Raw genomic sequence first — 15,552 nt, 5'->3', positions numbered from 1 at the left:
GGATCAATGCGGCCTGAGATGTTTTTCGGCGCCCCACCGCAGCAACGCTCCGCGCGCCGCAGAACATCCAAAGAACAGGACGCCCGCATGACCACCGCAACCCAGCTGCCAGACATCCCGCCGCACCAGCCGGTGCTGATCGCCGGGCCAACCGCCTCCGGCAAATCGGCGCTGGCGCTTCAGATCGCCGAAGCTCAGGGCGGCGTGATCGTCAATGCCGATGCCAGTCAGGTCTATGACTGCTGGCGGGTGATCACCGCCCGCCCCTCCCCCGAGGAAGAGGCACAGGCCCCGCATCTGCTCTATGGCCACCAGCCTTATGACGCCGACTATTCCGTCGGGCATTGGCTGCGCGAGGTGCTGCCGCTGCTGGACCACGGCCCCCGTCCGATCATCGTCGGTGGCACCGGGCTTTATTTCAGCGCCCTCACGCAGGGCCTTGCGGAGATCCCTGCCACCCCGGCCGAGGTCCGGGCGCAGGCCGATCTGCTGTCGCTTGAGGATATGCGCGCGGCGCTGGATGCCGCGACGGCTGAGCGGATCGACCTTCTCAATCGCGCCCGGGTGCAGCGCGCCTATGAGGTGCTGACTGCGACCGGTCGTGGCCTGGCCGACTGGCAGGCCGAAACACCGCCGCCGCCGCTGCCACTGGATCGCTGCACCGCGATTGTTTTTGACACCGACAAGGACTGGCTCGAAGCGCGCATCCGCCGCCGCTTTGATGCGATGATGGAGGCCGGTGCGATGGAGGAGATTGCCGCCATGCAGGATCGCTATGATCCCGCGCTGCCCTCCTGCCGCGCAATTGGCGTGCCGGAGCTGATGGCGCATTACCTGGGCGAGATGACCGAGGCGGAGGCGCGGGAGCGGGCCTCGGTTGCGACGCGGCAGTTTGCCAAACGTCAGCGCACTTGGTTCCGCGCGCGAATGAAGCAGTGGACGCCCTACCGTCCGGCCTGAGGGCCGTCCGAACAGCCTCGAAAACACCGTCTGAACGCCGCCTTGGCGCTGCCTGGCACCCCGGCTTGCGTCCGGTCGATAGCGCTTCCGCTGGCCAGAATGACATCGGCGGCACGGTGCGCGGAACAGATGTGGACAAAATGTCCAGATGACCGCGCGTCATACGCACATTGTTGCCCAAACCCCATGCAGAGACCTGCAATTCTATTAAATCCTTAAGCATTTTTCGGCAAAAACTTGCCAGAATCAATTTTTCATGTCCATTTGCGCCAACCGAAAATACGAGCATCACATATCAACCAGCCTATGCCTTTTGACCCCACCCATATCGGCGAGATCACAGTCGCACCGCTGTCGCAGCTGACTCCCGATGGGCCTTGGCAGGTCGAATTGGCACATGACCGCCCCGAAAATCTGCTGATCTGGATCACCCGTGGCCAGGGGCGGGTCTTTCTGAACGGGCAGCAGCGTGGCTTTGGCCCCAACAGCGCCATCTTTGTTCCGGCCGGGACCCTGTGGTCGCTGGAGCTGGGTCGGCAGTGCATCGGCCAGGTCATGAATGTGCCCACCTCGACCCCGATGGATTTCCCCGATGCCGCCGACACGCTGCGCATCCCCGATGCTCAGGATCAGGCGGTGATCAACAGCATGTTCCAGGCCATGCAGGCCGAACAGCAGGATCGCCCCGCACTGTGGTATCGCGCGATGCAGGCCCATGGCACGCTGATCGCTATCCACATCCGCCGCCTGATGGCGGAACGCAGCAGCACCAGCGGCAAACCCACCGCTGCCCAGCGGCTGGCTCAGGGCTATTGCGGGCGCATTGTCGAATGCTATGCCCAACATGCCAGCATGGCCGATCATGCCGCCGCGCTGAATGTGACGCCGACACATCTGACCCGCGTCTGCAAATCCGAAACCGGCAAGACGGCGGGCGCTCTGCTGACCGAGCGCCAGCTGCACGCGGCGCGCAGCCTGCTGATCAACTCTGAATTGCCGATGCGCGATATCGCCTCGACCCTCGGCTTTGGCAGCGCCGCCTATTTCACCCGCTTCATCACCCAGCACACGGGTGAAACCCCAAGCCGTCTGCGCAAACAGGCGCGCGAAAAGCTGAAACGCGCCGCCTGAGATATCAGGCCGCACCAGATCTCCCCCGCACCGTGTCCACCGGGGGCGCAGCGGCGCCGCGCCTGCGCGCCTGCACCACCTCGCGCCGAATTCCCCAGCCCCTGGACCGCGCTAAACGTCCACGAGTCACCCCGGCGACAGACGCGCGGCCTTCCGGCTGACTGTGCACATATGCCCAGTACTAAAACTTTCGGACCGGCCTCTCTTGGGGAAAAACGCAAAACCGACACCAACAATGTCGCAAAAGTCATGTGAAACGTCGACTTCTTACATTGACCTAACCCGCGATCTGGGGCCGAATGATCAGACGGGGAAACAATCTTTGAACACAGCACCTCAAACGGCGCCAGCCAGCTCAGATGGCCCGCCGTTCCAAAAGCGAAAACTTGCGGTGCAACAGGGAGAGCCACATGACAAAAGACACCATCACCGGGACCGATATCCACCCGGCGGCAAAGATGTATGCGACAGAAACCCTTGCTGGGAAGATGGATCGACGCGAATTCATGGTCCGCGCCACCGCGCTTGGCGTCAGTTCGGCTGCGGCATACGGCCTCCTTGGGCTTGACGCCCCTGTTCAGGCCGCAGGTCATGAACAGACCGGCGGCACCCTGCGCATGCAGATGGAAGTGCGCGCCCTGAAGGATCCGCGCACCTATGACTGGGCGCAGATCGCAACCTTTACCTCCGGCTGGCTGGAATTCCTGGTTGAATACAACAGCGATGGCTCCTTTGAGCCGCTGCTGCTGGAAAGCTGGGACGTCAACGAAAACGCGACCGAGTTCACCCTGCATGTCCGCAAAGGGGTGAAGTGGAACAATGGCGACGATTTCACCGCAGAGGACGTGGCCCGCAACATCACCGGCTGGTGCGACAAGAGCGTCGAGGGCAACTCCATGGCAGGCCGTATGGCGTCGCTGATCGACGCGGAGACCGGCCAAGCTGCCGAAGGCGCCATCACCGTTGTCGACAGCCATACCGTGCTGCTGAAAACCAACACCCCGGACATCACCATCATTCCGGGGATGGCTGATTATCCCGCGCAGATCACCCATGCCAGCCATACCGGCGACACCATGCTGGAGAACCCCATCGGCACCGGCTACATGCTGCCTGAGTCGATGGAAGTCGGCGTGAAAGGCGTCCTCGTACGCAACGAAGACCACGAATGGTGGGGCACCGCAGCGGGCAAAGGCGGCTATCTGGACCGGATCGAATTCATTGATTACGGCACCGATCCGGCTTCGTTCCTGGCGGCCTATGAGGCCGAAGAAATTGATATGAACTGGGAATCCGTGGGGGAATACGTCGATATCTTTGACGGCATCGGCCTGAACCGCTCGGAAATCGCCTCCGGCTTCACCATCGTGATCCGCCCCAACCAGCTGGCCGAGGTCAACGGCACCAAGCCCTATGCCGACAAGCGCGTGCGCCAGGCGATTGCCATGGCGGTGGACAACACCGTCTGCCTTGAACTGGGCATGTCCGGCTATGGCATTCCGGCAGACAACTGCCATGTCGGCCCGATGCACCCCGAACACGACCCGACTGTGACGCGGCTGCCGTTTGACCCGGCCAAGGCCAAGGCGCTGATGGAAGAGGCAGGCATGCTCGATTATGAGCACGAGCTGCACTCCATCGACGACGACTGGCGCCGCAACACGACCGACGCGGTCGCAGCCCAGCTGCGTGACGCGGGCTTCAAGGTCAAACGGACCATTCTGCCCGGCTCGACCTTCTGGAACGACTGGGCGAAATACCCGTTCAGCTCCACCAACTGGAACCACCGCCCGCTCGGCACCCAGGTTCTGGGACTGGCTTACCGCTCCGGCGAAGCCTGGAACGAAGCCGGTTTTGCGAATGAAGAGTTCGACAGCCTGCTGGCCGAAGCCAACGCACTTGCAGATGTCGATAAACGGCGCGAAGTCATGGCCAAGCTACAGGCCATCATGATTGACGAAGGCGTTACCATCCAGCCCTTCTGGCGGACCGCCATCCGCCACCACACCGACAATGTGGTCGGCGTCGACAAGCACATCGCCGATCTGCCCCAGATCTACAAATGGGCTTTCAAGGCCTGATCTGACACAGCGGGCCGCGCCGCACGGCGCGGCCCAAAGCTTCTGGCCGCAAGAAAACGCTCAAAAGCCTGGCAGGCCGCCGACTGCGGCCTGACCATTGGCCTAACTCAAGGCGTACAGCCACCAACGGGAGCATTCCATGGGACTGTTCATCCTCAGGCGCGTCGGGATCATGATCCTGACCGCGCTCTGCCTGACCTTCATCGTCTTCACGCTGACCAATCTCTACCCGAACCTTGAAAAACTCGCCAAGACCCAAGGCAACTTCCGCATGTCGGACGAGGCGGTCGCCAGCTGGCTGGAAAAGGGAGGGTATCTGCAACCGATGCCGGTGAAATACGGCCAATGGCTGGGAGTGCTGCCGGGCTGGACCACGGTGACAGATGAGGGGACCACAGGGCGCTGCATCACCGGGGTTCAACCCGCCGAAGAGGCCGCAGCTGCCCCACGTTTCTGCGGCATTCTTCAGGGCGACTGGGGCCATTCGAGCGTTTTCAAGGATGATGTCAGTTCCATCATTGCAACGCGCCTTGGCAATACCGGTTTTCTGATGATGTGGGTGCTGATCCTGATGGTGCCCTCGGCGCTCTTGATCGGGATCCTGGCCGGGATGCGCGAAGGCTCCGTCACGGACCGCACACTGTCAACCGCCTCGATCCTGACCACGGCAACCCCGGAATATGTCTCCGGTGTGATCTTCATGGCGGTCTTCACCTCCTCTGCCGTTGGCTTGAAATGGTTCAAGGGCACCGCAAATTCGGCGATGGTCGACGCCAATTTCGAAAACTTCTTCCTGCCGGTACTGACCATCGCCCTTTATGGCATCGGCTACATCGCCCGGATGACCCGCGCCTCCATGACCGAGGTGATGACCGCACAGTATATCCGTACCGCCCGGCTCAAGGGCGTCAGTTTTCCAAAAATCGTCATGCGTCACGCGCTGCGGAATGCGCTGATCGCCCCCTTCACGGTGATCATGCTGCAGTTTCCCTGGCTGCTGAACGGCGTGGTGATTGTCGAGACCCTGTTCAACTACAAGGGCTTCGGCTGGGCGCTGGTCGAGGCGGCTGGCAATAATGACATCGAACTGCTCTTGGGGATTTCGGTGGTCTCTGTCGTTGTCGTGCTGCTCACGCAGCTGATTTCCGACATTGGCTATGTCTATCTCAATCCCCGTATCCGGATTTCCTGAAGGAGGAACGCAGCATGGACCCTCTCAGCTGGACCGGAAGTCTTGCCTTTCTGAACCCGGTGCTGATCCTTGCCCTTGTGGCACTGGCGCTCTGCATCATTGCCTGGCTGGTGCTCAGCATCGTCACGGTCAGCCCGACAACGATGATCAACGCCCATGGCAGCGCCGGTCTCGCGACCACACCCGATGTGCTGGCCGGCAGGGCGGTGCGCCTCAGCTTTCTTGCGGTGATCGGACTGATCCTGATCTATATCCTCTTCGGCGTGCTGTTTGGCGCCAGCGGCGGCATCGTCGGTGCCATGGCGCGGCTGCTGCTGCCGGTCTGGATCGCGCTGGTGGTGCTGTTTGCGGTGTCGATGACCTTCAAGCGGCGGCTCGGTCTTTATGGCAAGCTGTTCGACAGCCCAATCGGTATGATCGGCTTTGCGCTGGTGATGTTCTGGGTCTTTACCGGTGTGCTGGGCGCGATGGATCTGATCTCACCGCACGACCCGCTGACCCAGGTCAGTGGCCTCAAGAACAAGCTGCCCGGCACCCCCCTGCCCGGCGCCGAGGCCGACAGTGGCATTGCGGCCTGGTATCTGCTTGGCGGTGACAACCTGGCACGCGACGTCTTCAGCCGCCTGATAGATGGCGCCTGGGTGGTGGTGCAGATCGCGCCGCTGGCCACGGTGTTTGCCTTTATGGTGGGGATCACGCTGGGGCTGCCTGCGGGCTATTACGGCGGCCTGTGGGACACGGTGCTGTCCTTCCTCGCCAACCTGATCCTGGCCTTCCCGGTGATCCTGCTGTTCTACCTGCTGGTCACCCCGGAGATCATCGCAACCGGCCTGCCGCAATATATCGCCGTGGTGCTCTTTGCCTTTCCGCTGATCTTTGTCGGGGTGCTGATCCACTCGCGCTTCCGCACCCGGCCGCAGCACAGCGCGCTCTGGCTGGCCGTCGTACTGATCCCGGGCCTGCTGGGCTATCTGTCGCTGATCAATGAGGCGGGATCCAAGATCACCTTCTGGCCGCTCGATCTCTTTGACGTGCCGGGCGGTATTCTGGTGGTCTTTGTCTCGGTTGTCTTTGTCAATTCGCCCACCGTGTTCCGCATCGTGCGCGGGCTCACCATGGACATCAAGACCCGCGACTATGTCGCCGCCGCCCAGACCCGGGGGGAACGGCCCTGGTACATCATGCTGTGGGAAATCCTGCCCAATGCGCGCGGGCCGCTGATCGTCGATTTCTGCCTGCGCATCGGTTATACCACCATCCTCCTCGGCACGCTGGGCTTTTTCGGACTGGGCCTGCCACCGGAAAGCCCTGACTGGGGCAGCACCATCAACGACGGGCGCAAGCTGCTGTCGGTCTACCTGCACCCGCCGCTGCCGCCGGCCCTGGCGCTGCTGAGCCTGGTTCTGGGGCTGAACCTCCTGGCCGATGGCCTGCGCGAAGAAAGCCTGCGCGATTGATCCGAACCGGTCGGACCGGGGGCCAGCCCCCGGACCCCCGGGATATTTTGGGGCCAGAAGAAGGGCAGACCACCCTTCCAGCTCCAACAGGGAGATAAGACGATGAACAAACTGGCAGATTATGACGGCCCGATCCTCGAAATCGACAAGCTGTCGATCTCCTTTTTCACCCGGTTGCGCGAAATTCCGGCGGTGATGGATTTCTCCGTCACCGTGCAGCCCGGCGAGGCGGTGGGGCTGGTCGGGGAATCGGGCTGCGGCAAATCCACAGTGGCGCTTGGCGTGATGCAGGATCTGGGCAAGAACGGCCGCATCACCGGCGGCTCCATCAAGTTCAAGGGCCGCGATCTGGCGGAAATGAGCGCCGAAGAGCTGCGCGATGTGCGCGGCAATGAGATCGCGATGATCTATCAGGAGCCGATGGCCTCGCTCAATCCGGCGATGAAAATCGGCAAGCAACTGATGGAAGTGCCGATGATCCACGAGGGCGTCAGCAAGGAAGAGGCCTATCGGCGCGCGCTGGAGGTGGTGAGCGATGTGCGCCTGCCCGACCCAGAGCGGATGCTGAATTCCTTTCCGCATCAGCTGTCGGGCGGCCAGCAGCAGCGTATCGTGATCGCCATGGCCTTGATGTCGAAACCGGCGCTGCTGATCCTGGATGAGCCAACCACCGCGCTCGACGTGACGGTGGAGGCCGCCGTGGTCGAGCTGGTGAAGGATCTGGGCAAGAAATACGGCACCTCAATGCTGTTCATCAGCCACAACCTCGGGCTGGTGCTGGAAACCTGCGACCGGCTCTGTGTGATGTATTCCGGCGAGGCGGTGGAGCGCGGCTCCATCCATGATGTGTTCGACGAGATGCAGCATCCCTATACGCAGGCGCTGTTCCGCTCGATCCCGCTGCCCGGCGCGGATAAGAATGCCCGCCCCCTGGTGGCGATCCCCGGCAATTTCCCGCTGCCCCACGAACGCCCGCCCGGCTGCAACTTTGGCCCGCGCTGCGACTATTTCGTGGCCGGGCGCTGTGATGCCCAGGATATTCCGATGGCAGCCGTCCATGGCAACGACCGCCACCACACCCGCTGTCTGCGCCATGATGAAATCGACTGGAACGCCCCGATTGCCGCCGCTGTGCAAAAGGAAAAGCCCGAGGTCGGCAAGGTGGTCCTGAAAATCGACAATCTGCGCAAATATTACGAGGTCTCGGCCAATGCGCTGTTTGACAGCGGCGCGCGCAAGGTGGTGAAGGCCAACGAAACCCTGAGCTTTGAGGCCCGAGAGAGTGAGACCCTGGCCATCGTCGGCGAGAGCGGCTGCGGCAAATCCACCTTTGCCAAGGTGCTGATGGGGCTGGAGACCGCGACCGATGGCGCCATCGAACTGGATGGCAGGAATATCGAAGCCACCCCGATCGAACAGCGCGACACCCGCACGGTGTCCGATGTGCAGATGGTGTTTCAGAACCCGTTCGACACGCTGAACCCCTCGATGACCGTGGGCCGTCAGATCATGCGGGCGCTGGAAATCTTTGGCATCGGCGACAGCACGGCGGCGCGCCGGGAGCGGATGCTGGAGCTGCTGGATCTGGTCAAGCTGCCGCGGGCTTTTGCCGACCGGATGCCGCGCCAGCTGTCAGGCGGGCAGAAACAGCGCGTCGGCATTGCCCGCGCCTTTGCCGGTGGCGCCCGCATCGTAGTGGCGGATGAGCCGGTCTCGGCGCTGGATGTCTCGGTGCAGGCGGCGGTCACCGATCTGCTGATGGAAATCCAGCGCAAGGAGAAGACAACGCTCCTGTTCATCTCCCACGACCTCAGCATTGTGCGCTATCTCAGCGACCGGGTGATGGTGATGTATCTCGGCCATGTGGTGGAACTGGGCACCACCGATCAGGTCTTTGCCCCGCCCTATCACCCCTATACAGAGGCGCTGCTGAGCGCCGTGCCGATCGCCGATACCTCGGTTGAGAAACGCCATATCGTGCTGGAAGGCGATATCCCCTCGGCGATGAACCCGCCGCCCGGCTGCCCGTTTCAGACCCGCTGCCGCTGGAAGTCGAAGGTGGCCGATGGGCTCTGCGAACGCGAGGTTCCGCCGGTCCGCACCCTTGCGGGGGGCCATCAGGTGAAATGCCATCTCGACGATGCCGAACTGGCCCAGATGGAACCGGTGATCAAAGTCGCCGCCGAGTGATCGGCGGTCAGGGCGCCTGGGAAACGATTAGCCCAGCAGCAGCATCACGATGATCAGCAGGTTCATCGAGGCAAACTGCATCAGTCGCGGCATATCGTGGCGGCGCAGCACCGCATAGGCGGCCAGCGCAATAGAGGCCGCCGCCCCGGCGAGAGAGGCGCCGCCGATCAGCAGCCCGATCTGGCCGGTATTGGGTCCCCAGGGCGCGCCGGGCGTATAGATCCCCTTGAGGCCGACACCGATCAGGATGCCCAGAATGGCGCCCGCCAGCGTGAACTCCACGCCGCGGATCGCCAGCGGCGCGCGGTCGGCAATCACACTGTCAACGATCTGCGGCGACGGGCCGGACTGGGGCTGCCATTGCATCTGGTTCAGGCGTTCGTCGAAGCGTTTGAAAGACACCGGGATATTCCTCTTCTGAAGCTTCCGATTAGTTGCCAAGAGATTAAGGCAACTTTCTGGCAACCAGACGGAGTTAACGCGGCATTAAGGAAGATTATCAGCGCATTAATGCCGATCCCCCGGACAATCGGCAAGCTGCTGCCGAAACTGCGTAGAATTTCAGATTTGAAGCTCAGATTTCAAACAGAGAAAACACGCAGACCCCCGGTCAATTGCGCCCCCAAGCGCGCAGGCTCGGCGTGGTCAGGCTGCTGCGCGACGGTCACTCTGGCGCGATCCCCTGCCGGAGGGGCTTAGCTGCCCCAGATCTTCTTCACGTAGTTCTGGGTCTCGCGGTAGGGCGGCACACCGCCATGTTTGCGCACCGCTTCGGGGCCTGCGTTATAGGCCGCCAGCGCCAGCCGCCAGGATCCGAACTTGCGGTACTGCCGGGCGAGATAGCGCGCGCCACCTTCCAGGTTCTGCCTGGGATCGGTGGCATCCACCCCCAGCGCCTTGGCGGTGGCGGGCATCAGCTGTGCCAGCCCCAGCGCGCCCTTGTGGGATTTTGCCGTCGGGTTCCAGCCGCTTTCCTGCTGCACCAGTCGCAGAAACAGATCCTCCGGCACGCCGTGTTTCTGCGCCGCGGCCCGCGCAATGTTCAGATACTGGCCCCGATATTTGCCACTATACGGCAGGCTGCCGTGTTTGGAGGGCGTATGGATGGTGGGCGGTTGCAGGCGGATCGAATTCTTGTACTGCCCGGCAGCGCGCTCATCCAGAACCCGCGCGTGCGAGGCAAACAGCTTGCGCTGGCTCTTTGTGCTGAACATATCTGCCATTGCCATCTGGCCCGATACAACACCGGCCAGCGTGACCCCCACCAACAGCCTACGCATAAAACGCCCTGCCCTGTCCCTGTTTTTCCGTATCCTGGATTGCGCGAAACTATATCCGGATTGACTAAAAAGAAAAGAACCTTCGCGTTTCCTGCGGCTGCGGCCGGTGATGCGGGCGCCTCTCGCGCAAAATATGAGGATGACCTCAGATATCGCCGCCAGCCGACTTTCATGTGGCGACCCGGAGCGGTAGTGTGGCCGCCAACCCGGCGCGACCAGATTCGGACCGGACAGATTTCATACCCCGACGGGGCCCGCCGAAACCGCTGAGCTGGAGGGGTAGACCACCCGGCTTTTGCTGATTTTCGCGACTCCGAACGACCAGACCAAGAGGACAGACCCATGGCAGGCTCAGTCAACAAAGTAATCCTGATCGGCAACCTCGGCCGTGATCCCGAAGTGCGCAGTTTCCAGAACGGCGGCAAGGTCTGCAACCTGCGGATCGCAACCTCCGAGACCTGGAAAGACCGCAACACCGGCGAGCGTCGTGAAAAAACCGAATGGCATTCGGTCGCGATCTTCTCCGAAGGTCTGGTGCGCGTGGCAGAACAATATCTGCGCAAAGGCTCCAAGGTCTATATCGAGGGCCAGCTGCAAACCCGCAAATGGCAGGACCAGAGCGGCCAGGACCGCTACTCGACAGAGGTGGTCTTGCAGGGCATCGGCGGCACGCTGACCATGCTTGATGGCCGCAACGAAGGCGGCCAGGGTGGTGGCAGCGGCTATGGTGGCGGTCAGGGCGGCGGCAGCTATGGCGGCGGCGGTGGCTACGACAGCGGCCCCAGCGGCGGCGGTCAGGGCGGCGGCTTCGGCGGCGGCAACCAGGGCGGCGCATCGCATAATATCGACGATGACGAGATCCCGTTCTAAAGGCGAATCACAGTCACGAACCGGCGCCAAAAGCCCGGTCGACTGGTGTTTTTCCTGCGCAGACCTCCATCGGTCTGCGCATTTTTTTTTGCAAAACCCTTAGTTCCCATAGCGATAGCGGCGGCGATTGATCCCAGCCAATAACCAGCAAAACAAGGCGATTTTGAATTCATCTTTTATCTAAAATCTCTATCGGGCGATAAAGTACATATTCTATTAGCACCTCGAACCTACGGTTTTGCGGACCGATAACGTTAAGCCGGAGCGTAGAGTATGATCAGCCGACTGTTGCAGCGTATGTCCATCCGGGCAAAGATTATGACCCTCATCGGGTTGCCTCTCCTTATTATTATCGGGATATCCGGCGCGGTGCTGTACACGCTGAACAAACGGGCGAGTTTCGACACCACGCTGACCCGGGACATCATGCTGACCGCGAGCGAGCTGGTTCATAATCTACAGCTGGAGCGCGGCATGTCTGCGGAGTTCCTCGCCACCGAGGCGACCGCGCTCCCTGCCCGGCTGGAAACCCAGCGCCAGACATCGCAGGAGTTGCGCGAGCATATGCTGGAGGTGATCGAAACCGCCGATCTGTCACAGTTGCACGACAACACGCGTGTCTTCGTCAGTCTCGCCCATGACGAGCTGGAAGCCCTGGATGACATGCGCCTCAAGATCGCGGATCGGGCCATCAGCGCGCCGGAAGCGGTCGAATTCTACAGCAAACTGAACCTCCACCTGCTGGAAACCGCCCTTGCCTTTGAGGTGCTGGTCCACGACACCGAACTGGCCGAGCGTGCGATGGCCTTTACCTATTTTCAGATGGCCAAAGACGCCTATGGCATCCAGCGTGCGGTCGGTGCCCAGGGCTTCGCCAACGGCTGGACCGAAAACCTGCAATCACGGATGCTCATTTCCTATATGCAGTCAAAAGAACGCATGCGCGTTTTCCATGAGCTGTCCGACAGCGAAAGCGTCGAGCTTTTTGACGGGCAGGCCGCAGGCGAAACCTATCAGACCTTTGCGAATATCCGGTCGGATGTGCTCGCCGGTCGCACCCCTCAGGACCTGACCGCCGAGGAGTGGTTCGAGATCGCCACCAACGCGATTGAGATTGTCAAAGAGGTCGAAACCGAGATCCGCGATCAGCTGATGGCCGATTTCGAGGCTTTCGACAGGTTCAACAACAATGCCTTCTACCAGACGCTGGCTGGCCTCTCCTTTGTGATCGTGGCGATAAGCCTTGGCGCGCTGGTGATGGCCCGCGATATCGCAGGCGGGGTGCGGATGGTAACCACCGCTCTGGAGCGGATCAGCTCCGGTGAGCTGGAGATCGACATCTCCGGCAAATCGCGCAAGGACGAGATCGGCAATATCGCGCGACAGGCCGAAATCCTGCGCGGTCACGCCCTCGAAAAACGCGCGGCCGATGATCATCTGGACCGCGCGATGGCCGAACAGAAACTGGTCTCCGACGCCATCGCCGAAGCGCTGAGCCAACTCAGCAACAAGGTGCTGGTCTACCGTCTGAAAGACCATTTCCCCGAAGATTTCAAAAGCCTGCGCATGGATTTCAACGAACTGGCCGCCTCGCTACAGGATGCCATGAGCACCGTCCGCAGCGCCGCCCTGTCGGTTGGCGACGACAGCCAGACCATTGCCGCCAATATGGATGATCTGTCCCGGCGCACCGAATCGCAGGCCGCCGCGCTCGAACGCTCCACCCATGCCATGAATGAGATCACCACCAGCGTTGGCGAATCCGCCAGCAACGCCAAGGAGGCCGAGACCATTGCCGGCACCACTCAGGACAAGGTCAACGATTGCGAAGAGATCGTTCAGAAAACGGTGACCGCGATGGAGGAGATCCGCGCCTCCTCCGACGAGATTTCCCAGATCACCAAGGTGATCGAGGATATCGCCTTCCAGACCAATCTGCTGGCGCTCAATGCCGGTGTCGAGGCGGCGCGCGCTGGTGAGGCCGGTCGCGGATTCGCGGTGGTCGCCAGCGAGGTGCAGCGGCTGGCACAGCGCTGCTCCGATGCGGTGTCGCAGATCGACGAAATCACCGCCCGCAGCTCGGCACAGGTCAATACCGGATCCAGCCTCGTCGGCTCTGCCGGCAGCGCCATGTCCGAGGTCAGCACCCAGGTGAGCGCGATTTCCGAACTGATCGTCTCGATTGCAAAGGGGCTGGAGACCCAGTCGACCCAGCTGAGCGAGGTGAACCACGCCGTCGGCGAGATGGAACAGATGACGCAGACCAATGCCGCCATGACCGAGGAGACCACCGCCTCGGCTACGCAGCTGTTCCAGCAGGCACGCGAGCTGAACACGATGATCGGCGCCTTTCAGCTGGAAGGCACAGCAGCCCCCGCCTCAGCGCAGGAGGAGCACAGCGACGCGGAGATGGCGGCGCAGATGGCCGCCGCCGCCGAGCATGACGCCGCAGATATCGAAGCTGGCGTTGACGACGACGAATCCTGGGTCGCCTGATCCACAGGCCAGCCAGGCCAGATCCTCATCCGGCATATGACACAGCCCCCGCCATGGCAGGGGCTGTCGTCAGTTGAACGGCGTGCCGAGCAGCGCGCCGTCACGTCGGGATCAGGTCTGGGCCAGCGCCGCCCCTCAGGCCGTCACCGCTGCGCCAGCGCCTCGCGCAGCACCTCCAGCACCGCCTCCGGCGGCACGTCCCCGGTGACAAAAGCATGGCCGATGCCGCGCGCCAGAATGAACCGCAGCTGGCCATCGACCACCTTCTTGTCCTGCCCCATCAGCGCCAGCAGCACCTCGGCATCCGGCAGGTCGCCGGGGATATCGGCGAGATCGGTCTTCATCCCCATCGCCTTCAGATGCGCCCGCACCCGGCTGGGGTCTTCCTGGCTGCACAGGCCCAACCGCGCCGAGAGCTCAAACGCCAGCGCGCAGCCGATCGCCACCCCTTCGCCATGCAGCAGCCGGTCACCATATCCGGTGGCCGCCTCCAGCGCATGACAGAAGGTATGGCCAAGATTAAGCAGCGCGCGGTCGCCCTGTTCGGTCTCGTCACGCACCACGATATCGGCCTTCATCTGCACCGAGCGGGTCACCGCCTCCACCCGTGCCGCGCGCGCACCGGCCGCCAATGTCGGCCCCTGCGCCTCCAGCCAGTCGAAAAACGCCGCATCCCCCAGCAGCCCGTATTTGACCACCTCGCCATAGCCGGCCAGAAAATCGCGCGGCGTCAGCGTGCTCAGCAGCGCGGTATCCGCCAGCACCAGCGAGGGCTGATGAAAGGCACCGATCAGGTTCTTGCCCTGCGGCGCATTGATGCCGGTCTTGCCGCCGACGGAGCTGTCGACCTGCGCCAGGAGCGACGTCGGGATCTGCACAAACCGCACCCCGCGGCGCAACACAGCCGCCGCAAACCCGGCCAGATCGCCGATGACCCCGCCGCCAAAGGCGATGACGATGTCATTGCGCTCGACCTTCTGCTCCAGCAGCCATTCCACCGCGCGGCTGAACTGCGGCCAGCCCTTGGTGCTTTCTCCGGGGGGCAGCGCCAGCGCCGCCATCTCGATCCCCGCCTCCGCCAGCCCGGCCTGCAAGGCCTCCAGATGATGCGCAGCCACTGTCTCATCGGTCAGCACCGCCACTTTCGGACGGCGCAGCAATGGTTGCAGCCGCGCGCCCACATCCGCAAGAAGATCCGGCCCGATCACCACGTCATAGGCCCGCTCGCCCAGGTCGACATGCACAACCCGTTCCAAGCTGAACTGCACCATCATATCCACTCCAGCACGTCCGGGCGGGCGCGCAGCGCCTCGATCACCCGGTTCACCATTTCATCTATCGACGCCTGCCCGTCCGACACCACGGTCAAATCCGCCTGCGCATAATAAGGCACCCGTTCATGATAGAGCGCCGACAGCGTCGCATGGGGATCCTTGGTGCGCAGCAGGGGCCGCGTGTCGCGGTGTTTGACCCGGTTCCACAGCACCTCAAGATCCGCATTCAGCCAGATCGCAACCCCGCGTTCGGAGATGATCCTGCGGTTTTCCGCGGTCAGGAACGCACCACCGCCGGTGGACAGCACGCCACGCTCCTCATCCAGAAGGCGACGGATGACCTGGCGCTCCTTCTGCCGAAAGAACGGCTCGCCATCGCGGGCAAAGATTTCGGGAATGGTGCGGTTGGCCGCGGCCTCGATTTCGTGATCGCTGTCCAGAAACGGGGCCTTCAGACGGGCAGCAAGGGCCCGGCCCACGGCCGTCTTCCCTGCCCCCATCATCCCCACCATGACGATGGTCTTCTTCAGCGCTCCGGGCACCCGGCGGTCACCCGCGCCACTGAGTGTTTGCTCTTTTTCGCTCATTCTTCAGTGAATGACGTGATATTGCTAAAAAGGC

At 62.4% G+C, this 15,552-nt stretch carries 12 protein-coding genes; 8 read left to right on the top strand and 4 right to left on the bottom strand.

All coding sequences use genetic code 11. From position 1 onward, the window contains the following. Positions 1-87: 87 nt before the first annotated feature. The 6 genes from miaA to VWZ85_RS10865 all read left to right on the top strand — a co-directional run bounded on the left by miaA (position 88) and on the right by VWZ85_RS10865 (position 9,011). Positions 88-960, top strand: coding sequence for a tRNA (adenosine(37)-N6)-dimethylallyltransferase MiaA (gene miaA / locus VWZ85_RS10890; protein WP_416588260.1), 873 nt, complete (start codon positions 88-90; stop codon positions 958-960). A 306-nt stretch (positions 961-1,266) separates the two neighbouring features. Continuing rightward, complete coding sequence (locus VWZ85_RS10885; RefSeq protein WP_340545438.1) at positions 1,267-2,091, top strand: AraC family transcriptional regulator; 825 nt, start codon at positions 1,267-1,269, stop codon at positions 2,089-2,091. A 410-nt stretch (positions 2,092-2,501) separates the two neighbouring features. Beyond that, a complete protein-coding gene (locus VWZ85_RS10880) occupies positions 2,502-4,172 on the top strand; it encodes an ABC transporter substrate-binding protein (protein ID WP_340545437.1) in 1,671 nt (556 codons plus the stop codon). Between the two features lie 139 nt (positions 4,173-4,311). Next, a complete protein-coding gene (locus VWZ85_RS10875; RefSeq protein WP_340545436.1) occupies positions 4,312-5,364 on the top strand; it encodes an ABC transporter permease in 1,053 nt (350 codons plus the stop codon). Between the two features lie 14 nt (positions 5,365-5,378). Beyond that, positions 5,379-6,821, top strand: a complete 1,443-nt coding sequence (locus tag VWZ85_RS10870) for an ABC transporter permease (protein ID WP_340545435.1) — start codon at positions 5,379-5,381, stop codon at positions 6,819-6,821. A gap of 102 nt (positions 6,822-6,923) precedes the next feature. Then, positions 6,924-9,011 (top strand): dipeptide ABC transporter ATP-binding protein, encoded by a 2,088-nt coding sequence (locus tag VWZ85_RS10865; RefSeq protein ID WP_416588258.1) that lies wholly within the window; start codon positions 6,924-6,926, stop codon positions 9,009-9,011. Positions 9,012-9,038: 27 nt separating this feature from the next. Here VWZ85_RS10865 and VWZ85_RS10860 read toward each other — a convergent pair whose 3' ends face one another. Next, on the bottom strand, positions 9,039-9,413 hold the full coding sequence (locus tag VWZ85_RS10860; protein WP_340545433.1) for a hypothetical protein: 375 nt from the start codon (positions 9,411-9,413) through the stop codon (positions 9,039-9,041). A 293-nt stretch (positions 9,414-9,706) separates the two neighbouring features. After that, positions 9,707-10,291, bottom strand: coding sequence for a lytic transglycosylase domain-containing protein (locus tag VWZ85_RS10855; RefSeq protein ID WP_416538691.1), 585 nt, complete (start codon positions 10,289-10,291; stop codon positions 9,707-9,709). Positions 10,292-10,633: 342 nt separating this feature from the next. On the opposite strand from VWZ85_RS10855, the gene ssb reads away from it, so the two are divergent. Continuing rightward, positions 10,634-11,161, top strand: coding sequence for a single-stranded DNA-binding protein (gene ssb / locus VWZ85_RS10850; protein ID WP_340545431.1), 528 nt, complete (start codon positions 10,634-10,636; stop codon positions 11,159-11,161). Between the two features lie 273 nt (positions 11,162-11,434). Beyond that, positions 11,435-13,657, top strand: a complete 2,223-nt coding sequence (locus tag VWZ85_RS10845; RefSeq protein WP_416588256.1) for a methyl-accepting chemotaxis protein — start codon at positions 11,435-11,437, stop codon at positions 13,655-13,657. Between the two features lie 143 nt (positions 13,658-13,800). Here the strand turns inward: VWZ85_RS10845 and aroB are convergent, their stop codons facing one another. Beyond that, a complete protein-coding gene (aroB, locus tag VWZ85_RS10840; RefSeq protein WP_416544386.1) occupies positions 13,801-14,928 on the bottom strand; it encodes a 3-dehydroquinate synthase in 1,128 nt (375 codons plus the stop codon). Next, the gene (locus VWZ85_RS10835) at positions 14,928-15,518 is read right to left on the bottom strand and encodes a shikimate kinase (protein WP_416588253.1); all 591 of its coding nucleotides are present in this window, start codon (positions 15,516-15,518) and stop codon (positions 14,928-14,930) included. The genes aroB and VWZ85_RS10835 overlap by 1 nt, the downstream gene beginning before the upstream one ends. Positions 15,519-15,552: the final 34 nt, after the last annotated feature.

The organism is Phaeobacter sp. JH20_29, assembly GCF_048056175.1.
GTDB classification, from domain to species: domain Bacteria; phylum Pseudomonadota; class Alphaproteobacteria; order Rhodobacterales; family Rhodobacteraceae; genus Phaeobacter; species Phaeobacter bryozoorum.
Note: the sequence above shows the minus strand (reverse complement) of the source record. Positions and strands in the feature narration are given on the sequence as shown.

What these genes read in the sequence shown, in the direction of transcription:
- miaA (WP_416588260.1), top strand. Translation starts at nt 88, where the DNA reads ATGACCACCGCAACCCAGCTGCCAGACATCCCGCCGCACCAGCCGGTG.
- VWZ85_RS10885 (WP_340545438.1), top strand. Translation starts at nt 1,267, where the DNA reads ATGCCTTTTGACCCCACCCATATCGGCGAGATCACAGTCGCACCGCTG.
- VWZ85_RS10880 (WP_340545437.1), top strand. Translation starts at nt 2,502, where the DNA reads ATGACAAAAGACACCATCACCGGGACCGATATCCACCCGGCGGCAAAG.
- VWZ85_RS10875 (WP_340545436.1), top strand. Translation starts at nt 4,312, where the DNA reads ATGGGACTGTTCATCCTCAGGCGCGTCGGGATCATGATCCTGACCGCG.
- VWZ85_RS10870 (WP_340545435.1), top strand. Translation starts at nt 5,379, where the DNA reads ATGGACCCTCTCAGCTGGACCGGAAGTCTTGCCTTTCTGAACCCGGTG.
- VWZ85_RS10865 (WP_416588258.1), top strand. Translation starts at nt 6,924, where the DNA reads ATGAACAAACTGGCAGATTATGACGGCCCGATCCTCGAAATCGACAAG.
- VWZ85_RS10855 (WP_416538691.1), bottom strand. Translation starts at nt 10,291, where the DNA reads ATGCGTAGGCTGTTGGTGGGGGTCACGCTGGCCGGTGTTGTATCGGGC.
- ssb (WP_340545431.1), top strand. Translation starts at nt 10,634, where the DNA reads ATGGCAGGCTCAGTCAACAAAGTAATCCTGATCGGCAACCTCGGCCGT.
- VWZ85_RS10845 (WP_416588256.1), top strand. Translation starts at nt 11,435, where the DNA reads ATGATCAGCCGACTGTTGCAGCGTATGTCCATCCGGGCAAAGATTATG.
- aroB (WP_416544386.1), bottom strand. Translation starts at nt 14,928, where the DNA reads ATGGTGCAGTTCAGCTTGGAACGGGTTGTGCATGTCGACCTGGGCGAG.
- VWZ85_RS10835 (WP_416588253.1), bottom strand. Translation starts at nt 15,518, where the DNA reads ATGAGCGAAAAAGAGCAAACACTCAGTGGCGCGGGTGACCGCCGGGTG.